The 24,572-nt window shown below is 33.2% G+C and carries 14 protein-coding genes; all 14 read right to left on the minus strand.

Annotation, left to right across the window (positions count from 1 at the left end; translation table 11 throughout):
* Window positions 1-15: 15 nt before the first annotated feature.
* The 14 genes from BUB89_RS16520 to BUB89_RS16585 all read right to left on the minus strand — a co-directional run bounded on the left by BUB89_RS16520 (window position 16) and on the right by BUB89_RS16585 (window position 24,568).
* Window positions 16-1,758 (minus strand): glycoside hydrolase family 43 protein, encoded by a 1,743-nt coding sequence (locus tag BUB89_RS16520; RefSeq protein ID WP_073247095.1) that lies wholly within the window; start codon window positions 1,756-1,758, stop codon window positions 16-18.
* Window positions 1,759-1,855: 97 nt separating this feature from the next.
* Window positions 1,856-3,658, minus strand: coding sequence for a glycoside hydrolase family 2 protein (locus tag BUB89_RS16525; RefSeq protein WP_200806840.1), 1,803 nt, complete (start codon window positions 3,656-3,658; stop codon window positions 1,856-1,858).
* A complete protein-coding gene (locus tag BUB89_RS16530) occupies window positions 3,655-4,521 on the minus strand; it encodes a 3-keto-disaccharide hydrolase (RefSeq protein ID WP_073247099.1) in 867 nt (288 codons plus the stop codon). Before BUB89_RS16530 ends, BUB89_RS16525 begins: the two co-directional genes overlap by 4 nt.
* 161 nt (window positions 4,522-4,682) lie before the next feature.
* Window positions 4,683-5,369 (minus strand): hypothetical protein, encoded by a 687-nt coding sequence (locus BUB89_RS16535; RefSeq protein WP_200806841.1) that lies wholly within the window; start codon window positions 5,367-5,369, stop codon window positions 4,683-4,685.
* Between the two features lie 167 nt (window positions 5,370-5,536).
* Window positions 5,537-6,568, minus strand: coding sequence for a DUF5627 domain-containing protein (locus BUB89_RS16540; protein WP_073247104.1), 1,032 nt, complete (start codon window positions 6,566-6,568; stop codon window positions 5,537-5,539).
* Window positions 6,569-6,606: 38 nt separating this feature from the next.
* A complete protein-coding gene (locus BUB89_RS16545; protein WP_073247106.1) occupies window positions 6,607-8,283 on the minus strand; it encodes a RagB/SusD family nutrient uptake outer membrane protein in 1,677 nt (558 codons plus the stop codon).
* 11 nt (window positions 8,284-8,294) lie between these two features.
* Window positions 8,295-11,360: a SusC/RagA family TonB-linked outer membrane protein gene (locus tag BUB89_RS16550; RefSeq protein WP_073247108.1), complete on the minus strand. Its 3,066-nt coding sequence runs from the start codon at window positions 11,358-11,360 to the stop codon at window positions 8,295-8,297.
* A 33-nt stretch (window positions 11,361-11,393) separates the two neighbouring features.
* Window positions 11,394-13,115, minus strand: a complete 1,722-nt coding sequence (locus BUB89_RS16555; protein ID WP_159434588.1) for a RagB/SusD family nutrient uptake outer membrane protein — start codon at window positions 13,113-13,115, stop codon at window positions 11,394-11,396.
* Window positions 13,116-13,174: 59 nt separating this feature from the next.
* The gene (locus BUB89_RS16560) at window positions 13,175-16,369 is read right to left on the minus strand and encodes a SusC/RagA family TonB-linked outer membrane protein (protein ID WP_083552917.1); all 3,195 of its coding nucleotides are present in this window, start codon (window positions 16,367-16,369) and stop codon (window positions 13,175-13,177) included.
* Between the two features lie 460 nt (window positions 16,370-16,829).
* A complete protein-coding gene (locus BUB89_RS16565; protein WP_141384503.1) occupies window positions 16,830-17,837 on the minus strand; it encodes a nucleoside hydrolase-like domain-containing protein in 1,008 nt (335 codons plus the stop codon).
* A 99-nt stretch (window positions 17,838-17,936) separates the two neighbouring features.
* Window positions 17,937-20,063 carry a Sip1-related alpha-galactosidase gene (locus BUB89_RS16570; protein WP_073247116.1) on the minus strand — a complete coding sequence of 709 codons (2,127 nt, stop codon included), beginning with the start codon at window positions 20,061-20,063 and terminating at the stop codon, window positions 17,937-17,939.
* A gap of 174 nt (window positions 20,064-20,237) precedes the next feature.
* A complete protein-coding gene (locus BUB89_RS16575; RefSeq protein ID WP_073247118.1) occupies window positions 20,238-21,257 on the minus strand; it encodes a nucleoside hydrolase-like domain-containing protein in 1,020 nt (339 codons plus the stop codon).
* Window positions 21,250-22,869, minus strand: a complete 1,620-nt coding sequence (locus BUB89_RS16580) for a glycoside hydrolase family 43 protein (RefSeq protein ID WP_073247120.1) — start codon at window positions 22,867-22,869, stop codon at window positions 21,250-21,252. The genes BUB89_RS16575 and BUB89_RS16580 overlap by 8 nt, the downstream gene beginning before the upstream one ends.
* 16 nt (window positions 22,870-22,885) lie before the next feature.
* Entirely contained in the window at window positions 22,886-24,568 is a 1,683-nt protein-coding gene (locus BUB89_RS16585) for a Kelch repeat-containing protein (RefSeq protein WP_141384501.1), read from the minus strand.
* Window positions 24,569-24,572: the final 4 nt, after the last annotated feature.

A 24,572-nucleotide genomic window follows, 5' to 3' on the forward strand; every position in this document is an offset into this window, starting at 1 on the left:
ATATCTATTTAAACATTAAAATTCTGCTCTTTTTAAAGCATTAAATTCATCCGAAGTTATTTTTATGAATGACCCATGTTTCGATTCGGGTGCAAATTGTACTTTTTCTGAAATATCTTTCCAATTTTTTAAATTTTTACTTTTCAATGCTTGCATCCCTTTTCCTCCATTATAATGATCAAAATACAAAACATAGGTGTCATCTTTCTTAAAAAGAGACGGCCCTTCTGTCCACGATCCAGTAATAGGCGCACTCAATTCAGACCACGGCCCTTGAATACTTTTCGAAGTCGTGATACGGATATTCTTTTTTAAGGGAACATCTCGCTCATCTTTAACAGCCATATAAAAGGTATCTTCTTCCTTTATGATTGTAGCATCAATGACAGAAAATCCGGGATTATAAAAAACAGTTGGTTTGGTAAAATTCTTAAAATCATCGGTAGTCATATAATAAATACGATGGTTTTTATCATTTTTTACTTGTCCCTCAGTTTCAGGAAATTCACCTTTAATGGTGGAAGACCAATAAATAAACCATTTTTTGGTGGCTTGATCGTAGAACATTTCCGGTGCCCAAACATTTTTTACGTTTGGATTATCTGCCAATACAGGAATAGTTTGTGGTGTTGACCAATGAACCAAATCATTGGAATGGGCATACCCCATCTTTTGGTTTCCAATAGTCCATAACAAATGAAATCCCTGTCTTGGATCTCTAGTGATAAAGGGATCTCTCATCCGGTTCATTCTAAAAGCTGGATTTACCCATGCCTTACCATTATTTAATTCATTCCAAACATAACCATCCTCACTGGTAGAAAACCAAAGACCTTTGTCACCCGGATCTTTAAACCCAACGTACAGCCATTTGGATTCATTTTTTAAATCATTTGAATCTCCCAAAGTTGAATTCAACTTTTCAAATTGTTCTTCGTTAATTGGCAACATACAACCGTGTCTCGCTTCTTTAGGAATGCTGAAACTATTTGCATACCCATCATACCAAGGCCCTTCGATGTCAGTTGCTATTGCCATTTCGTATTGAATACCCGGATATTGTTCAAAATACAAATAATAACCTTTTCCGTTACGTTGCGGAATCAATGTGGGAGCTTCCCTGAAATTTGGAGAAATTGATGGACTAATTGCTGAATAAGGTCCCTCCAAACTTGGAGCTTTGGCCAGACGAATGGATTTTCCTGTTGGCCACTCTTGACTTGGAGCGCGTTCATCTTTCAATATGGCATAATAGGAATTATTGAATTTTCTAATAATCACATCAATAGTGGCAAAATCTTTATCAAATAGGCGTTTGGGCATAGATACCTCTTTTAAATTTGTGCTTGTCACAAATAAAGTACGCATACTTCCCCAATATTCATCTGCTGACACTTTGTTCCTATTTTTGGTAGCAAAATGCCAGGTAATGATATACTTTTTAGTGTCAATATCATAAAACATTTTTGGTGCCCCATGCCAATAATCTTTTGAATCGAATTCAGACAACTGGCTCATATCAGGTTTCAAGTCCGTTAAAAACTCCCAATTCAGCAAATCGGTTGATTTCCAAATTCTAATTTTGTTTCCCCCTTCTTTTGGATTTCCCACTAAATAAAACTTACCGTCATGTCCGGTTATAATATCTGGATGACCTTTGTAGTCTTCCAATATTCTTTTCCCGTTAAGCAAAGAGTTCCAATGTAATCCATCTTTACTAATGGAATAATGCAAGGTACCATAATCGTCAGTTGTCATGTGAGCAAAAAGGTATCCCCCTATAATTTCATTATTTTGCGCATATAAACTTGTAATAAGAAAAAAAAAACAAGCTGTTTATTAAATATCATCACAATTATTTTGTTTTATAAGTTGATTCATTCGCTTTCTTAACTCTTTCTTTATCTAATTTTTCAACCTTTCTATCGTAGGTATAAAGTCCATTCATTTCATTTTCAACATCAGTCCATTGGGTATAAACCGAAGCACTTAAGCCTTGTTTTTGAAAATCGTCAACAATCATTTTAATAAATCGTTCGTACTCCTTTGTTGCTGCTTCTTTTCCTTCATAATTATAATGTACCCAAGGACCATCCAAATCCCAAATATGCCCAGGTACATTATAACCTATTGCACCATATTCACCATTAACTACTGCTCTTTTATTAGAAGCAAAAGGTACAGAAGGTGGTCGGTAAGAATGATTGTCTTTTATATGTCCAACTTCGTAGTCGATGTTTGGTTTTCCAGCATCGATACCACTGTTCCCAATAACCAAACGAGAAGGGTCTAGAGCCATTGTATAATTGGTCAATCGCTCTACATCATATAATCCCCAATGTTCATTAAACACTACCCAAACTATTATTGAAGGGTGATTTGCGTTATTTCGAACCATCTGCGTCAGCTCCGTTTCAAACTGAGTTTTTTCGGCTTCAGTGCGTTTTTTAAAAGTACTAGGCATATCTTGCCAAACCAAAAGACCCAATTTATCTGCCCAATAATACCAACGTTGTGGTTCTATTTTAATGTGTTTTCGAATCATATTGAATCCCCAATCTTTTATATTTTCCACATCCCATTTTAAGGCTTCATCAGTGGGTGCAGTGTAAATTCCATCAGGCCAATACCCTTGATCTAATGGTCCCATTTGAAATAGAAATTTATTGTTAAGCGTTATTTTTTGTAGATTACCCTCTAATTCGATGGCAATTTTCCTCATTCCTGTATATGATTTTACTTCATCTAAAACTTGATTATTGCTTTTTAATTTAACAATCACATCATACAAAAAAGGACTGTCTGGCGACCATAATTTTGGATTTGGAATTTTTACCTGAAAAGGAATATTCAACTGTCCTTCACCAGAAGACACGACTGTATCCCCTTGTTTTACAACAACTTCTATTTTTGAATTATTGTCTTGATTGGCATTCACCAAAACATTAATTAATTCTAAATCAATATCGGGAGTAATGGTAAAATTAGTAATGTGTTGTTTAGGAACCGGTTCTAACCAAACGGTTTGCCAAATACCTGATGACGGTGTATAGGCATAACGTTGCGGATTATCAAACTTATCATTGGATTGTTTACCAGTGGCAATAGCGGCATCACTACCGGGATCGAAGACTTCTACAGCTAGTTCATTTTCTGTTTTGTTTAAGTAGGAAGTAATGTTAAACGAAAATGCGTCATATCCTCCTTTGTGCATCCCAACAAACTGTCCGTTCACATAGACTTTTGCCTCAAAATCTACAGCACCAAAATGCAACAAAACATCATTCGAACTCCAATCCTTTGGAACGGTAAAACTACGTTTGTACCAAGCTCTTTGCGTTTTTAATTGTCTTTGAATATCCGACAAATTAGACTCCCACGGAAAAGGAACAACTATTTTTTCATTTAATTTTTTGGGAATTGCCATTCCTTCTTTAGCTTCACCAAAAGCCCAAACACCATTCAAATTTTTCCAATTCGTTCTTACCATAATAGGCCTTGGATATTCGGCTAAGGGATTGTTCTTGTCCAAATCTTTTGCCCAAGGGGATTGCATTGGAGTTTTGTCTTTCACATGAGTTCCTGGAACCATTTTACTATCTTGCGCAGTTAAAAAAGCGCTACTAAAAAGAGATAATAATATTAATATATTCTTCATTTTTTTGATTTATTTAAGAATTGTTCCATCGGTATATCTTCTTTAAACTCTTTGATTTTGATATTTCTATAAAACACTTCGGCCGTTTCAGATTGTAAACCAATAACCCCTTCGCTCAAACTCAAATTGGTAATCACATTTACAACAACTCCATTTAATTTATGAATGGCATATTTATCTCCCATTACTATGACTTCACATTGATTCCATTGCCCGTCTAAAGCATGAAACGGAGCATTTTTGTGAGCTCTATGTTCTCCTCCCCTATGCTCTTGGACTACTCCTCCATCTTTTAAAGACAAATAGGTTTTCATTTTAGGATCACTTACTTTTTCGTCAGCAACCCAATCAAATTTAGCCCCTGAATTCCAAATATCACCTGTGTGATTTCTATTTTCTACATGGTTGTATCTCACTTGATATTCTATCCCTTGTGGCCAAATTGCAACATCAAAAACGTGATAATACAACCCGGCATCATATTGAAATTGATTGAAATTATTGTAAGTTTTGGTTCCCCATTTGTATTCAAATTTAAAACTATATTTACTGTATTTTTCTTTGGTAAAGAACATACAATGGGTTAGCGATTTTCCTGCATTGGTTGTGCCTTCATCTGGAAAATCTTTAAAAACATGCATTTCGCCATTTTCACCGGCAGTAAACACTTTTTTGGCCAATTCTCTATTAAAATTTCTACACATAACGTCCCAGTTATCCATATCTTTTCCATTATACAGATTAACGTAACCCTCCATATCTACTGCACCAAATTTTGTGATTTGACTTCCTTTATGTGAAGTTGAGCAAGCGGAAAAAAGAATCAACCCTAAGACGGAAGCTTTAATTTTTAAACAATTCATTTATTTTATTTTTCTGACGAAATATCGCCGGTTTAAAGTATTTTTATTTGAAGATTTAATCAATATGCGCTGCTATTACAACAATTTTATCCTTAAAATTCATTGGTCAAATGAAAGGTTTGAATAATTTGGCTTTTCTTAAAAGAAAAAAAAGCTATACTTTACTTTAAGTCATTTCTTGGATTATAATTTTTATCGGTTGTCATTAACCATTGATCCATTTCAAAACCGTCCTCACGCATACTAAACTGTATATCATGCTCGCCTGCCTTATTAATATCTAAATAAATTTGATAGGGAACTCCACAGTGAACTTCTTCTGTACGTTGTTTACTATCCCAAAACCATGATCTTTTACCTTCGCACCATTGCATACGTCTACCAGATTCTGGCCAATTTCCATCTAATCCCACATGTAATCCATTATCTTCTGATCCAGTACTAAAAGCTTTTGCCCACACATAATAGCGTCCAGGAGTGTTAATCTTAACTTTATAATGGACAACAGCCATGGTGCCTGTATTTCCTGTAAAATTTTCACCCTGTACTAATTTGTCGTCATGTGTCTGTCTTGTATCTGGTAAGATTTCGATGTATTTACTACCACTAGCTGTATCTGTATGAGAATCATCAGCATCTTTTATCTCAGTTTTAAAATTTACATCAATAACATACCATTTTCTTATTTCTGAATTGGTTTGTTTATAGAAATCTTCAGCCTCTACTTGTAAAAAACCTTTTTTTTCTTGAAAAACTTTGTCTATGCTTTTATTTTGACAAAACATATTAAAAGAATATAATTGGAAATAGACTGCTAGAGTCAATTTAAAAAAATATAAAATTTTCATATATATTATTATTTATTAAATTATTATTTTGTTCCTTAATGAAATAAAATTAGATATTAAGATTAATGCATTGCTGTGTATTTGTACATATTTTTTGCTCTTTTACACAAAAAAACCATATTGCAACAATTACAATATGGCTTTTAAACTAACTATAAAAAACTATACTACGGATTATTCACTACAATACTGAATTCTTCAAATTTCAATTCATCATTTCTAAACACTAAAGTATCTTTTACATGGTGATTAACTGTTCCTGCTGTATAAGTATAATCTAAAATCAAGGTTTTTCTTGATTCTCCTCCCCAAGTCAAAGCACCTTCTTCATCACGTGCAATAAATTTACCCGTTCCATTTACTGACAAACCTCCTGTTGCAGTTGAAATAGTGATTGCACCATTAGCACCAAAAGTTAAATCCATTTTGCTAGTAGTCGCATTACTTTTCCCTATTCTATTCATTGTAGATTTAGACAATCCTACAGTAAACAAATCGGTCAAAATATTTTGTTCTAAATACTGTGTACTGTAAACATCTGAACTGACAACAGCTCCTCCAGCATCTAAAGTATCATCTTTTCCCTTGTGTAGGTATTTCCCCTGATATTTATTGATGTATTTTACAGCAAATAAAGTAAAATCTTTAGGTTTAAAATTGGCTTGCCAATGTTCAGAAATTCTTCTATCGGGATTAACAACTCCTTCAACAGGAACCCCACTTAAAATTCCAGTTGTATTAGATGAGACAATTACTAATGGAATTACATAGGTAGTTTTAACAGCCAATGGATCATTAAAAAAAGCATCAGTAAGCTGTACTTTTACTGTTCCTGAAAAACTTCCTGCAGGAATAGTAATTTCATTTGACGCTAATGTATAATAATTACTAGGCATTAATAAAACAGGGACTCCACCTGTAGTTACATTTTGCACCAATTCAGGAGCTACTGCTATAGTAACTTTTCTGTCAATACTATTATTTCTCAATCCTCCTACAGCTACACCTATATTAAATGATTTCTGTAGGTCTATCGAATTATCTATTCTACTGTCTTCGAGCAAAGAAATTGTTCTTACAGGATATTGAATTGGAAAATATACATTTTGTGTATCAAAATCTTCAAATTCATTTTCACCATTCTCACAACCAAAGGTCAAAAACACTATTGCAAGAAAATATATTATTTTTATTTTCATAACATAAATTATTATTAATTAACTTTTATGGCTTAAAATTACCACCCTTTATTTTGAATTAAATCATATTTCTGAGTTTCAGATAATGGTACAGGCCCATAAATCTGATAATCTTGATAACTACGTGGTGCTACAGTAAAAATTGAAAAGGAAGTCTGGTTTTGAGAAATTCTCATTCCCTTCACATCCTCTTTCATTACATTAGTCAACCCCCATCTTCTTAAATCCCAAAATCTATTTCCTTCAAAACTTAACTCAATTCTACGTTCATTTCTAATCAAAGTTCTCATAGCATCAGCACTTGTGAGAGTTGCTGTATAAGTAGAATTAATACCTGATCTTGTTCTTATAGCATTTATAACACCTCTAGCAGTATAACCTTTAATACTAAAATCCGGTCCACCAGCTTCATTTGCTGCTTCAGCAAAATTAAGTAAAGCTTCAGTAAATCTTGAATAAGTATAAAAATGATCAACTCCCGTAATAACTCCTGCAGGATTCAATTTTGCATTAGGATTCAAAAATTTCCTCAAGTAATAACCTGAAATTGTTGATGTTGCGATGTTATTCAAACCATCTGAACCTGAATTTTCGTATGTTTTAATAGATTGAGTACCAAAAGTTAAGTTGTTATAAATTACATATTTTGCTAACCTTGGATCTCTTTGATTATAAGGATTATTAGGATTATAAGTTGTTGAGACTGTTATCGGTTTTCCATCTACCATTCCAAATGAATCAACAAAATTCTGAGTTGGATTAGTCTTTCCTTTCCCAAATAAAGATGGCGGGAAATTATCTTGTTCCCAAACAAATTTATTAGTAATTCTCGTAGATGACCAAAATATCTCTTTTGATTGGTAATTTTCATAAAATGTAACATCTGAAGCCAATAAATTGATGCCTCCATTTGCAATAATAACATCCGCAGCATAATTAGCAGCATCTTCCCAAGTACCTGCTCCGGCCGCATTGTAAGAAGGACTTGCAGCATATAATGCAACGGTAGATTTTAAAGTCATTGCTGCTAATCCACTAATTCTATTCAAGTTTCTAATCCCCATCACAGGATCACTTCCAGCAGTTTCCCAACGAGCTGGTAATCCTGCAATAGCTTTATCACAATCAGCAATAATATAATCAACACATTCTTTGAAAGTATTCCTTGGTAATTGATTAAATTCTCCAGATTGTATTACACGATCAACAATTGGAAACCCTAAAAGGGTTCCATCAGTACCAACACCTGAATGATTCTGTAATAATTGAAAACTCCACCAAGCCCTTAAACCGTATGCCTCAGCAATAATACGTTTCTTGAAATTTTCATTTTTAGTAGCATCAGAAGGAAACCAAACTACCTTATCAGCATTTTCTAAAAAAGTATTAATATACAAGTTCATTTCGTAAGCTTTAGACCATATACTAAATGGATTCTGTATAGAAGTCCACCCACCTCTTGTCATTGCGTTTATACTAGAGTTATTATCATTTGTTACCGCATCATCACTTGCCACATCCAAATTAAAATTATAATTTGTAGGCAAACCGTTATAGGCTTTAAGCAGTAATCCTTCAGCAAAAACTGGATTATCTATTGCATCATCCAATGTTATTCTATTTTGTGGATCTGGTTCTAAATAATTTTCACAAGAAACCGCAAACAAACAAAAGACAGCAATTGCTGTAATTAATATTTTATTTATTTTTTTCATAATTTTATTTTTTAAAATGATGTAAGCACACCTATTGACATACCTTTCGTAATTGGACTAGAACCTATACCAAAACGAAGATTTTCAATATCCTTGTTTTTATTTATGTTAATCAAATTATTTCCTTTTATGAATAATTTAACACTATTAAACATTCCCTTTTCCTTTCCTGCTATATTATAAGATAATTGCATGGTAGGAATAGTAAAAAAATTATTTTTATATATCCAATAAGTTGAATTTCTGTAATTATTGTTATTTCTTACAGAAGACAATCGAGGCATTGATGCGTTTACGTCCATATTATTAGGTCCATAAGCCTGTAAAGCTGTTTCAGAGTACTTCAATTCTCCATAAGTCCAATAATAAGAATTATTACGATATTTATCTTGCCCAGATTGACCTAAACCTAATACATAAAAATCAAAGTTTTTATAAGAAACATTTAAATCTAAACTATACTGAACATCTGGTCTGCTATTACCTATAATTGATTGATCATCATCATTAATAACTCCATCATTATTGATATCAACGTATTTAATATCCCCTGGCTGTACGTTTCCATAACTAACTGCCGGCATTCCTGCAACAAGTGACCCATCAGTATTAAAATCAGAAGTTCCATAAAGACCATTAGCTGTTAATCCAAACATAGCTCCTGAGCTATTTCCAGTACGAACTCTTGTTTGTCCATTAGGACCATAAATTGGTTCATCTAATTTATGAACCTGCGAAGTTGAAAAAATTGTATTATAACCTACTTCTATTTTCAAATCACGACTAAGTGCTTTTTTATACTTGATTGTATATTCTAAACCACTATCAATGTAGGAATTATTATTCCCTGAGATAGTATAGCCAAGCAAATCAGGTGTTGAATTATTCAGTATAGTTATCAAATCATAGCTTTTAGAATAAAAAACACTTGCATCAGCATACAATGATTTGTTAAAAAACAATCCTTCGAAACCAAAATTCATTTCTAAACGTTTTTGCCAAGCGATATCGGCACCAACATTATTATAATTCAATTCTTGATTTCTAATAGCTGAATTACCTGTAGTATTTGAATAATTAAAGAAATTCCCTCTACTAAAAGAAGTTTCATACAAGAAATAATCATCCCAATTATCATTCTTTAGTAAACCAACTGTACCTCTCAGTTTTAAAAAATCGGTTTTACCTGTTTTATTAAAAAAGTCTTCATTACTAATAATCCATCCTAAACCAGCCGTAGGGGCAAAAGCAAATCGATTACCTTCAGCCATCTTATTGGAACCAATCACTGCACCTGAAAAATCTATAACATACTTATCATTAAGCATATAATTAGCACGCAAACCGTAGTTAAGATTTTTCAAACTTTGAAAAGAATTAGGAACTACACGTTTACTCGAATACGATAATGCTGTTATATCAAATGAATGAGCACCAAAATTTCTCTTATAGTTTAATGTTGAGTAAAAACCAAATGTACGGCTAAAATAAGCCTCATCAGCAATTACGCTTTTTTCATTTGATGGCACATCAGCTCCAATTTTAACAACCGAAATATCATTACCTACCATAATTGGCTGATAAACCGCATAAGACTTATTCTGATTCTCAACAGAAGTATTGAAAAAATCAAAAGTAAAATTTGTTCTAGCAGACAATCCTTTGGTAATAAAACTTAAATCCCAATCTAAACCTGAATTAATTTGAAAATATCTATCAGTAACTGTTTTATTTCCCCTTCTAGTTAAATCACCATAAATGTTCCTTGTAAATTGATTAGTACCTCCTAATAAGTATTTTCCATCAATTAAATTAGCACCTTCATATGATGAAGGATCAGCAATACTAGAAATTGGAATTAACAATGGGTAAGAATTAGGTAAATTAGTTTGGGCCTTAGTCCAAAAATCACTAGAAATTTCATAATTATTATCCTCTGAACTCCCTAAATTATTAATATCAAATACATCTGGTGAATTATAAATATTAAATACACTAACTGCATCCAAATTCATTTTTAATCTAGAAGATAACTGATAGTTAGAATTAGCTCTAATATTAAAACGATTTGTACCCTCTTTTTCTCCCAAATTCAGCCAACCTTCATTATTAGAAAGACCCGCAGTAAGCATATATTGTGTTTTTTCATTACCTCCTGAGGCTTCTAAATTAACATCTAAATAATTCGTATTATTTTTTAAAAACGTACTACTGTAATAATCTACATCAGGATTAAATAATGGATTTGTACCATTTCTTGTATCTGAAATTTGAGTGTCAGTATACTTTATTGCTTTACCATCATTTAAATTAGCCTGATTGTATACTTCCATATAATCAGCTGCGTTTAAATACTTAGGCTTAGCAACTGCGGTTTGAACTCCATATTCAGCTCTTACAGATAGATTCTTTTGACCAATTTTCCCTCTCTTTGTTGTAATTAATATTACTCCTTTATCTGCTGCTGATCCATACAAAACTCTTGAAACTGCATCCTTCAAAACAGTAATGTCTTCTATCTCTGTAAGATTAATAAAATCAATAGGTCTAGGAATCCCATCAACAACATAAACAGCCGAACCTAAACCCAATACATTTGAATTATTAAAGACACCTCCTACTTTTCCAGTTATAGCACTAGCCACACCAATACGTTGATCTTTACGTAAATGCTCACTGATATCAATATTACTTACAGATCCTACTATTCTGCCCTTTTCTAATTTTCCAAAAGGTAAATTTATTTTATCAGCACCTTGAAAAAATAATTTAGCAGGTAATAATTGAATACTTAAATTATTCTTATCTTCATAAATAGCATGTTTTGTAACATCATAATCTTCTTTTGTCACCGTAATAGCAGTGGCCTCTTTAATTAGTATTTCAAAATTTCCATCCTTATCTGAAAATACTTTTCCATCAATCCCAGCTGTAATCAATGCACCTGCCATAGGTTTATTGAACTCATCTGTAATTTTACCTTTTAACATATATCCATTTTCTTCCTGTGCATTAATTGATAGTATCACAAAAAATGTAAAGAAAAAAAGCAGCTTTTTATATAACTTATTTATCATCGTGTTCATTTAATCGGTTAATATTTTGTGAAATTACCATCCTGGATTTTGTGGAAATCCTTCATATGCATAAGTCAAATTGATAGGGAACGGTAACCAATAATTTCTGTCTGTGAAAACAAAAGGTTGTATTACTACCCTATTAAAAGTGGTGTAATTCTTATCAAAACTCATTCTGTACAAAGTAGCATCTGGTTTAATTTTCCATCTTCTCAAATCATACCATCTGTGTCCCTCAAAACATAATTCAACATCACGCTCATACTTAACTAAATTATTAAAATTGTTATCATAAACACTCAAACCTGTTACTATTGATGCACCTGCTCTAGCTCTTACTTTATTAATTGCTTGTAAAGCTGTCAAACTATAATTAGTGGCTGTTGAATTTACATCATTAGATGAATTATATACTGCCTCTGCATAAATCAAATAAACATCAGCTAATCTAATTAATGGAGTAATTACTCTAAGAGTATTCCATTGAGCATCCTTTTTATTTGCTCCAACAGGCCAAAACTTATGGACAATATAAGGGCTTAATGTATTTCCATCAGCCATCGTTGAGCCTCCATTAAACATTTCTAATCTGGTTGTAGCGTGAATACCTGCCATATCTCCATCAACATAAATACTTTTTCTAAAACGAGGATCTCTATTATTCCAACGTTTTGTATTATCATAATCGTACCCGCCTTGGGCTAGAGTACCCGGCTTATATTTAGTCCCATCAGCCATTTCAAAAATATCAACAAAGTTTTGTGTAACAGCTTCACATATAGCATTACCTCCAAAAAGTCCTGAATTTGGTGTATACAACCTACCTACAAAATTATTGATTTCACCAGCACCTACATCAGTTCTTACTTTTTGAAAAATTATTTCTTTACTATACGGAATATTACCATCTGTCTTTGCAAACATTTCCAAATACTTATCAAAAGTTACTAAATCATATATATTAGTATCGACCATTTTTAATACTTCTCCAGCAGCTTCAGCTGCACGAGTCATATAACCAGAATCATACGTTGCTGAATTTCTAGAATTTTCATTCATCAATGGACTACCAGCATAAAGCAAGGCTTTAGCCATCAATGCGTATGAAGCTCCCTTGGTAACTCTGCCTGTATTTGTATTATTCCAACTTGGTGGAAGTAAGTCAGCAGCTTTTTGTAAATCCTCAACTATAAATTCAGTACATGCCTGATAATCATACTTCCCTTTATACTCATAAAAACGAGGGAATTTTAATTGTTCGTCTGCAGAGAGAACAGTATTTATATAAGGAATTGAACCGTAAGCTCTCAATAATTCAAAATGAAAATAAGCTCTAAAAAAATAAGCTTGACCTTCAATTTGATCTTTTTCCTGCTGAGTTGCATTAACTAGTAAATTCAGTTTTTGTAATGCAATATTAGCACGACGGATTCCTTTCCAAGAATAAGCCCATATCCCTTTCTCAACACCAGTACCATCATCAAAAAATTTAAAATTAGAACGTCCACCACCAGAAGTTAAATTCAAATAATTTCCTGTTGACGCTCCCTGAGATGTATTCCAACCTTGCTTTGCAATAGTTTCTCCTGTTAAATTATGACCAACAGTAATAGTAGATAAATTAGGATCCACAATATACTGGTACATCTGGTCTTCAAAACCTTGAAAAGACAAGTAAGTACTAAAAACTTTGTCTTCTGTTATAGCAGCTTCTGGCGGTACATTTAAATAATCTTCACAACTTGATGTAATCAAGGAGATTATAAATACCGATAAAAAAAATTTAATATTTTTCATTTCTATAATTTTTTTAATTAAAATGTTGCTGAAAGCCCTAAATTGATTTGTTTAGTTACAGGATAGTTTCTATAGTTAAAATCCTGACCTTCGATATCAACAGGTAAATCAGTCCATAAAAGGAGATTGTTACCATTAACAAAAAGTCGCAATGCAGATAGGCCTACTTTTTTAATCATTCCTTTTGGTAAATCATACCCTAATTCGGCAGTTTTCAATCGAAACATAGAACCATCTTTTTTTGTATAATTTCCCGTACTAGCAGCTCTTCCTCCATAATTTAATGATCTATAAATTGGATTACTATTGTTGTATTCAGGAGTCCAAGTATCTCTTAACTGATCTTGATAAATAGCAGGAGCATTAAACGCAAACTCATCTAAAGCTACTGTTTGAGTTATGTTATACTGACCATAAAAATTAAAACTCAATGAAAATCCTTTATAATCTCCTCCTAAAGCAAAGCCATAAGTAGCCTGAGGCCTGTTTGGATAACCATAAGGAACAACATCTTTAAAATCAACAAATCCATCAGCATTATAATCTAACAAACGGTAATCGCCTGGTAATAATGTAGCATTATTAACACCAACAACACCTGTATACATTTCATCCCAACTATTAATAATTCCTGTTGAAACATTACTTTTATTTTGACCAATTTGAAAACCAGCTTCTTTTTGATAATCTGGCAATAATTGAGAATCCTCTTTTTGAATGATTTTATCTTTTACAAAAGTGAAATTAAGAGAAGCCCAGTAATTAAAATTGTTAATGTTATTTTTATAATTGGCTACAAACTCATACCCTTTGTTCTCAGTAATACCAATATTTGCTGTTGGAGCAGGAGCTCCAAAATAATCTGGAACATTTCGTTGATTAGCTGTAACTAAAATATCTTCACGATGCTCTTTAAATAGATCTAAGGTCATGGTTAATGCGTTATCAAAAGCACCTACTTCAATTCCTAAATTTTGTTTTCGTGCAGTTTCCCAACGCAATGAAGGATTTCCAATAGTTCCTTCGCCATAAATTAGTGGTCCGCCATACAAAGGACCATCTCCAAAAGAACTATTATTAAGAGCATTACCATTGACCCCGTTAGTTCCACCTGAAACATAGGAAGTAAAATAAGGCCATTGACCAATATTATTTGCATTGTCATTTCCAACAATACCATCAGAATATCTAAATTTTAAATTGTTAATGTATTTTTTTACTTTTTCAAAAAACTTTTCATTAGACACTGTCCATCCTAATCCAACAGATGGAAAAAAAGCAAATTTATATCCTGGCCCAAATTTTTCTGTCCCGTTATAAGAACCATTTAATTCAATATTATAACGCTGATCATAACCATATGCCAATCTACCTGACCAGTCTTCTCGTTTTGAAGGCCAACCATTAACAGAATAATTTTTTGTGTTATCCCTACTAAATAATCCTAAAGCTGAAACATCATGAACTCCAAATTTCCTACTATAATTTAAAGTTAATCGATACATCAATCTACTTCTAACTGATCTAGCAGATCCATTATCTATGCGAGAATTTTCATAAACAATAGGCAAATCTTTAAACTCAAATCCATTTGTAGAAGTTGTAAATGAATTTGGAAAAAAATAAGACGTATAGTCTTCGATATTTGCATTTGGATCATTTAAAGTATAATAAATTGGATCTACATATTTCATCAAAACTCCATCATCAGAAATACCATTCCCTAAAGAACTGTAAAAATTATCAAATGCCAATTCTCCTGATACTTTTAAACCTTTTGTTATTACATCTAAATCCTGAGTTAATTTAAAATTGGTATTAATTTCTCCTCTATTAGTAACATCTACTCCACTAAAATTTAAATCAACAAACCCATTTTGACCAAAACGCTCATAATCAATACCTTGACCGTAAATACCATCTTCATATTGCAAAACTGGTGTAGTCCAAGGTTTAGAATAAATACCATACCAAAAACCAAAGACTGAAGCCCCTGATCTGGATTGCTCTCCATAATAGCCATTAAGTCCCACTTCCAGTTTTGTTGATTTGGTAAGTGTAAAATCTAAATTTGTTCTAAAATTAAAACGATCATATTTAAAGTCCGGATCATACCCTTGACCGACATTTTCAGTTTTTAAAATGTCTCCATCTGTAACGAAACCTAATGAACCAAAATATTTAACAAAATCATTTCCTCCAGAAACACTCGCATTTATTTTTTTTGATAAAGCATAATCTTCTAACATACTATTGGCCCAGTCCCTATTGGCATAAGCATCTGGATACTGATTACTTCTTAAATATTCTAATTCTTCATCTGATGTAAAGTCTCCCCAAGTTACAGGCATAACAGATAAACCATTTACAATAGCTCTGTTTTTAGCAACCGTACTAGTATAACCTTCTAAAACGCGAGGAATTTTAGACACTGACTTGAAAGATATATTTGCATCTACTTTAAATTGTGCATCTCCTTTTAATCCTCTTTTAGTTGTAATCAAAATTACTCCGTTTCCTCCTTTTACTCCAAATATTGAAGTAGCTGAAGCATCTTTTAATACTGTTACTGTTTTAACATCATTTGGATCAATATCATTCATTGTTCTTTCAACACCATCAACTAAAACAAGAGGAGATGCATTATTCCATGTTGACCTTCCTCTAATTAAAATTTGAGATTCATTATAATTTCCATCAATAGCTCCTCCGGGTATTCCAGAACTACTTAAAACATTTACTCCAGGCATAGAACCACTCAAAGCATCTGTTAAATTAGTTAAATTACCCCTTTTAGTTAATTCTTGACCATCTAATTGAGCAATTGCTCCTACAACACTTTCCTTTTTTTGTGTACCATACCCTACTACAATTACTTCTTTCAAATTGGCTACATCAGAAATCATTTTTACATTTAGTACCTTACCACTAACTTTATTTTTTTGTGTTGTAAAGCCTATGTAACTAAAAATTAGTACATCATTATTATTTGCCGGAATTGTATAATTCCCTTCAAAATCTGTATTAGTTCCTTTGTTAGTTCCTTCTATTAGTACTGATACACCTGGCAATGGAAACCCCGTATCATCAATTACTTTTCCACTAACTTTTAAAGTCTGACCGTGAAAAACAGAAAACATAAAGAACAAAATTATTGTTGGTAATGTCTTCTTACATTTGAGAAAATTAAAATATTCTATTTGTTTACTCATTTCAATAAATTTTAAAATCTGGTTATACGAAATTAGGTTAATAATTTTGGTTTTTTTTTACTCATAATTTTTTAATTTGGTTTAGTTCATAAATTGGTTTTAGTTTAAAGTTATATCTGTTTAAAAAAAAAAGACAAAGTGATTTTTACTTGAAATCAAGTATTATTAATAGTAAAAAAACTATTTTGTAAATACATGAAACAATATTTCAAAATGCAAAATGCGGGAAAATTGATTTTTCATAATTTTATGTTATTTAATTATCCAAATTTCCATTTTTACCAGTAAAACTTATCTCTTTATTATTCCTTTTTTTAGCGAAATTGTTTTAATCAACTTATTTCAAACAAAATCCCATAATCAGACTTCGACAACAAAACACTCACAATCAATCACTTACAATTAAACCAAAAAAAAAGCCCCCAAAAGGACCTTAAAAAGCTCAATAATCTTTAATTTGTTATTTTGAGACCGCAGCATTTGACCTCCTTAACAATTCATTATGAATAATTTTTGAATACAACATAAATTGGTTTTCATTTTTTTGTTCTACTTCGATAAAATTTGTACCATTACTTGCAATATCATTCAAACTAACTCCCCAATTCCCTAATAAAACCCAAAAGGTAGCAGAGTCTGAATGATCTACTGAATTGTGGACAAATTTTCCTTCGGTAAATATTTTTCCTAGATTGCTTTTTTTGAATTGATCGAAATATTCCAATCCTTTTTGACTTCCCGAAACAATCCCGTGTTGACCAATTGCTCCGCATTCATAATAGGTAATAAAACCTTTTAAAGCTTTTTCTTTTAAATACTCACAAGCAGCTCGATCTTCATTACAATTGGCCACTTTCCAAGGCTGCTCAATTGTACCTTGATGCAAAGAGGAGTTGGTCCAATGGGCAATAAATCTTAATTTATCTAAAATATCATTCCTTTTATTCGTCAAACAATAATTAACCAATATAGCAGGTTCTGTTAAAGAACCCCAGCACAACACATTAATAATATCGTTACTTTTTTCAGCTTCTTTCAACAATAATTCAACTGTATTGTAATTTTTAAGGATCGAATATTTTTTAGTTGAATCGTACTTTTCAGCAGATTCTTTTATACAAGACTGAACAAAGTTAATCGTGCTTGGAAAACCACCAATATTCTTATTCAATTGAACAACATCTTTTTTGTAGGCTTCTCCAAAAAAAGTATTTGCCCAATCCGCCTGGTTTCCAGATGTTTTATGCTCACTCCTGTGTGTGCTTGCAATTACTATACCTCTAGTATCAAACATATTGGCCATAAGTAAATAACCCGCCATTCCTGAAATATCATCAGGATCATTGGCTGTTCCGTGGTCTTTTCCTTGAATTGTTTTGTCTGACATATCAGAATAAATCCAAACTTTTGGTTTCTGTGCTTGCGCTAGAGCCGTCATAAAAACCAACACTAATACTAATTTTTTCATCTTTATTTAGTTACATATTTTTATTTGTGACAGGTACATTATTACTTGTAAAAACAATCAGGAAGATTATACATTTCTTTATTGCCTTTTTGTAATAAGTTAGTCTTTTAAAGTAATAACAACCTCAAAGTTTTTCTGAGCCTCAGGCAAATAGAGCTTCCATAAACCGTTACCCATATTTTCGATTTTTTTGGCTGAAGAGCAGCTTATCGGCGATGGGTTATAAACAACCAATTCGCCCGATTCTATCATTACAATTTTCAATTTCTTATCAGAGTACTCAATTGATTTAACTGTACTTGCAGACAAATACTTATTAGGATTTCCAATAACAGACCAACCGTTTTTTATGGGAGATAATTGAACCAATTTATCAGCAAAGCCAATTAAGTCAAACTTGTATTCGTTTTCTAATTTTCCTCCTTTTTGCTCGTACCAATCGTAAAAGACCAATCCTTCTTTTGGTGCTTTCCAAGATTCTGCCTTAGGCTGAATAAATTCTCCAGCTGCTTCATAATCTTTTACCCTGAAAGCACTTGTAACTTTATCTGCTGGTGCGGGATGCATAAGGTTGTAGGCTACGAATGCCGCTGCACCATGTTGTAAAGGTGCTACTACCCGGTATGCCTGCGGTGTTGTTAAAGCCGATAGCATAACGGATTCTGGTAAAGGAACGGCAGGTGCCAGGGGGCGTAACAATTCTCCATCAGAATAACTCAATGGCAATACTAATTTTTCTTGAAAATCAACCGGGGCATCAGACAAATAAATGGGTGCACCAGACATGGCTTTACTAACGGCCATCATTTGTCCGCAAAACTTGTCGCTCGAGTGGAACATATCGTGATCAGGCCAAACGGCTTGTCCCATCCAAAGTGTGTTTTGGTAGGACTGTAAAAGGTGCGATTTTGCTTTTGCTTCATTATTCAATAAGTAGTCCACACTTACGCGGGAAGTAGCACTGTATTTTGTATTCATCAGACTTAACATATCCAGACAAAAACAATTCATTAAACCGTCTGAATGTTCTAGTGCAGCACTTTCAAGCGATTGTGCATGTTGAGATACAATTGCTACAGGATTAGACATGCCTTGGTAAAATGCAATTTGCCTATTCTGGTTATCAATCTTTACAAAATCGAAACCATCTTTTTTAGCTGAACCAATTAAAGTATTGTAAAACTTTTGAGAAGACTCATAATCGCCTTTCGGCATCATAACATCAAAGCCACCACTTTTACTAATTTTTACTAAATATGGATCTAATTCGTGAATCTCATGTTCGGGGTGTAATCCTTGCCAGTGAGCATTCATAGTGTGCCATATTCCTGTCCATTTAATTTTTTCTGTCTTTGCATCCATCATTGGTTTAAAGCCGTTTGGAAAAGTTTCTGGACTTCCCTTTAATGAAAGCATGCGGCTGCTATTCATTCCATCTGCGGATTTATAGCTATGTTCATGACCATTATCCAACAATACCCAACGTATTGGCAAAGGGCTTTTTTCAATTTTTTGCATGGCATCTACCATAAGATCGCTTGAAACTTTAGTATGATATTGTTCCCAACTGCACCATCCAAGGTATTTAAATATTTCAGGATATTCTTTTTCATAACGCATCGCTGTACGCCCCTTAAGTGCTTCGGTGTAAATGGCATTTTTCCAAGCCTTTTGAAAAACATCGTACACATTCTTACCACGAGCATAAGTAATCAATGGAATATCGCCCGAAACAGCATCAATACCAAAGGTTGCCAGATTGATACTTAATTTTCCATCGTCAGCAATTACAAAATAAGACATAGCCTTTGGACTGGTAACTCCTTGTAACAACAGGAATTCATCATTTTTGAGCTTAAACAAAGCCAGTAAACCATTTCGTGACGGCTCACCCCCTGCTTTGGTATCTGGGTTAAAGTCTTTAGTCACTATGGTTTTTAAATCCTTGGCTGCCCAGGAGAAAACGCGGTTCATTCCATCTAATATTTTTTCGCGTCCGATAGTACTAATATATACAACCGATTCATATTCTGGCAGTGTAACGGAATAATTGCCCAGTACTCCATTGTTAGGTACAGCCGAATATCCGTTTAAAATTTCAATACCATTTTTTGATATAGCGCTAGCATCAAAAACATTGTTTTTGATCTTATTCGTTTGACTGTTACTGATAACGCTAAAAGCGATCGATAGAAACAGAAATAGATTTTTAATAGGTTTTTGCATATTTTTAATTGTGAATTATGTAAATAAAAAACTAACCTTCATTGCTTTACCGAAAAATGGATTGGTAATTTGGATGAAATGGTTTCGAAATTTTTTGGATTGGTATAGTGACTCTAGTGCGCTATTTCCATTTAAAACAAATAAGAATTACTTATAAAAACAGCGCAACAAAGTCTAGTTTTCAGCAGCTTTAGAACGACGTAACAGTTCCTCATGAATGCTTTTGGAGAACTTGAAGAACTGCTCTTCATTTTTCTTTTCCACTTCAGGCAAATTAGTTCCATTACTAGCTATATCTTTCAAACTAACACCCCAATTCCCTAATAAAACCCAATAGGTTGCAGCATCAGAGTGGTCTACAGCATCTTGGACAAACTTCCCTTCTGAAAATATTTTTCCAAGGTTGCTTTTCTTAAATTGATTATAATACTCAAGCCCTTTTGGACTTCCAGAAACAATGCCATGTTGACCAATAGCGCCACACTCGTAAAAAGCGATGCTCCCATTTAAAGCCTGTTCTTTCAAAAATTCGCAGGCCGACCTATCTTCATTACAATTGGCTACTTTTGCTGGATCTGCAGGAGTTCCCTGATGTAGCGAAGAGTTTGTCCAATGGGCTATGAAACGCAATTTTTTAAGCAAATCGAACCTTTGGTTTGCGATACAATAATTGACCAAAATGGCTGGCTCTGTCAAAGATCCCCAACACAACACATTGGTAATTTCGGTACTCTTTTCCACCTCATCTTTCAACAAGGCAACCGTTTTATACTTTTCTAAAGAATTATACACTGTACTTGAATTGTATTTTTCGGCAGATTCCTTAATACAAGATTGTATAAACTCAATATTTTTGGGATAACCTCCAAAATTTTTATTCAAATTAACAACATCCTTTTTATAGGCTTTGCCAAAAAAATCATTGGCCCAATCGGCTTGGTTTCCAGAGTTTTTGTGTTCCGATCTATGTGTACTTGTTACTACAATCCCTTTGGTATCAAACCTATTGGCCATTAGTAAATAGCCAGCCATTCCGGAAATATCATCGGGATCGTTTACTGTTTTCATGTGATTATTTCCAGGAATTGTATTATCGGACATATCCGTATATATCCAAACCTTTGGTTTTTGTGCTACGACAGTAGTGCTTACAAAAAACAGACTTAAAAAAAATGCACTTAAAGTTTTATTCATTCTCTTTATTCAAATTTTTATAATCAAACCATTTAAAACTTGCAATATTCTTTGACTTTTCTCCATTGCTTGTGGCATATATCCCTACATAAGGACCACTAAAACCACCTGCAACTTCGTCTGATACAATCGCTAAATCCTGAACTCCGCCAATTGTTGTATAGTTTCCTTCAGAGGTTGCGTAACTAAAAGTGGCTCTAATATTATCTCCTTCAATTTTTAGAAATACTTCTTTTCCGCTAAAAGGGATTCTAGCCGTTTCTGTTCGTTTTCCTTTTTTGGTTGCAAACAAGACCAAATCATTTTTTTCTTTAACTAACTGAATATGGTTGGTACTATTGCGATAAACGGCGATTCCGGCTTGCTCTTTTGCACTTTTGGCATCAAATACAAGATGCGTCGAAGCTTCAAATTTATGATGTTGAATTCGTCTAGCGACATAAGATGGATTTACTAAACTATCTAAAATTTCAGGTCGCAGTTGTACGTTTAAATTTCCTTTTTCTAATGCATACCATTTGGTGTAGGGTGTTCTCAAAAAGTTCCATTCTAAAGCTAAATCTTTGGAATCAAACTCGTCTTTTTCTAGCGCTTTTTTTAATGGTGTCCAAGGCAGATTAGGTCTTTTTTGTTCGAATGACAAATGGCCAACTCCAGGATTGAATACAGGAATAGGATAGCTTTCTTCATTTTCAAATTTCACCGGTGTTAAAAAAGTTTCTCTGGCCAATAACGAAAAGTTTTCATTCTTTCTTTTTCCCAACATAACCGCCCACCATTCGTTATTTTGGGTCTGAATTAAATCAGCATGCCCAACAGAATGTATAGGAAAATCTTGTCCCAACTGTCTATGAGACATCACCGGATTGGAGTGATAAGGGATGTATGGTCCCCAAACATTATCGCTATGATGCAAGGTAACCGAATGCTGAAAACCTGTTCCTCCTTCGGCAACTAACAATAAATATTTACCGTCTTTTTTATATAAATGAGGTCCTTCTGTCCAACGGGCATTTTTGGCGTGACCATGTGTAATTTGCTTTGGCTCTCCAATTAATTTGCCTTGTTTGGTATCCAATTCCTGAATCCAAGCACCATTTTTCTCTGGCCAATCGTTTACACCAGTAATGTTGGCATGACCTGTGTAATAACATTTCCCATCTTCGTCCCAAAAAAGTGACGGATCAATACCTCTTGAATTCAACCATACAGGGTCAGACCAAGGACCAGCTGGATTAGTAGCGGTAACATAAAAATTATTTTTACAATTTACACAAGTAGTAATTAAATAAAACAAACCTTCATGATGTCTAATGGTAACTGCATAAATACCTCTGGAATCTTTTAAGCCTACTGGTAATTCAACCTGATTTGGTCTAGATAAACCATATCCTATTAATTCCCAATTCACTAAATCTTTACTATGATGAATTGGCATACCAGGGAACCATTCAAAACTAGAATTGACCATATAATAATCGTCGCCTACTCGACAAATTGAAGGATCTGGGTAAAAACCAGATAAGATTGGGTTTTTATAATTTTCGGGGGCTGATTGTCCAAAAGAAACTGCCGTAATCAAGCACAAAAAAAAGATGCACGTATTTTTCATTTTTTTTATTTTTATTTTATTTTTTTAATTCTCTAATTTCAATATCCTTGAACCATATTTTGTTTTCTGAATTCATATGGCCTTGTAAAGCTATGAATCCTGTTTGCCCAACACGGTGTTTTTTATGTTCTTTATCGTCTAAAACACCTGAACCATCATAATCTGAAACAATAACATTATTCACGACGGTTTTAATATTCATACCTTTACATATAATTGTTAAATCGTTCCACCCCAAACCTTCGTCTTCAAAATAATTACTAGTTTTCTTGGGTTCTACATCTTTTTTGGTTAATTTCCAATCTATTGTTACAGGATTTATCCAATGTTTATATTCTCTAGTTTCATCATATATATACCCTGTTTTCCAGTACTCATTTGGGCTAATGTCAACTTGAGGTCCGTCCATCCACCCTTGAATTATTGTTCCGTTTATGTTTTCTTTGGCCGTCTCATCAAAACGACTTCGAACTTGAACTCCGCTATTTCCTATATTTTCTCTAGAAGTTTTAAACTTTAAACGCAATTCAAAATCACCGTATTCCACTTTATTTTGTAACCAAAAATGGTTGTTGTCTTTAATTTTCAAAGAGTTATATAAAATAGCACCATTATCAACTGTCCAGAATATTTTTCCATTATCCTTTTCTGAATTTTTAACTTCCCAACCCTCTAAATTTTTACCATTAAAAAGCGAAATCCAATTATTGTCCAATGAAAATACTTCCATTGAATTTAAATTTGCTCCACCTTTTACAGGACTTCCCGCAGCAACATATATTTTATTATTATGAACCACAGTTCCTCCACTATGCCTACCCGTATTTAGCGATGCTAATTGCGACCATTTTCCTGAAGATAAATCTAAACATTGGGTTGTATTGTATGCTTGTTTTAGAAACCCTTCTCCTCCAAAATAGATAATCTTATTTTGAAAATATACCAAACCACCAGCGGCAGTAGGATAGGGTAATTCCTCCTTCATCGTATGCCACTTATTTTCTTTAAAATTATAGACATCAATATAGGGCATCGTTTGATCAAAGAAAGCTCCAAAGTTATCCGGTAAATGAAAACTAGTGTTTCTTCCGCCAATACAATACATATTATCATCAACCACAATTGTAGAAAAATGATCTCGAATATGGGGTGCTTTGGTCAAAGTTTCCCATTCTCCAGTAATTAAGTTGTAACTATTAAAATTATTATTGGTCCCACTCGTATGACCTAAATCAATACCACATACCAAGTATATTTTATCTTGATACACTACTGCTCCTGCTCCACCCCTTTTTATGAATTGAGGTATTTCTGCTCCTTTTTCCCATTTATCTTTTTCTGGATAATAGAGCCAAATGTTATTAAGAGGCTCTTCATTAGGATATCTACCTGTCATACCAATAAGATAAATGGCATCTTTATAAATGACTGCCTGGAAATGGTGAATTTCTAATGGTGGTTTAGATTTTTCTTCCCAAGTGTTCGTTTTAGGATTAAATACATCGACAGGATTCATCCCTCTTCCTCCAATTAAGTAAAACTTCTCTTTATATTCAACCATCGAACTTTCGTGACGAGCCGTAACTTTACCTTTTGTATCAATCGTTGTCCATCTGTAGTTGCTTAGATTATCGGACTGAGCAACGGAATAAAAACCCTTTAAGAAAATTAAAAAGAAAATTAGGATATTCTTATACATAAAA

It is taken from the genome of Flavobacterium flevense, from assembly GCF_900142775.1.
Classification (GTDB): domain Bacteria; phylum Bacteroidota; class Bacteroidia; order Flavobacteriales; family Flavobacteriaceae; genus Flavobacterium; species Flavobacterium flevense.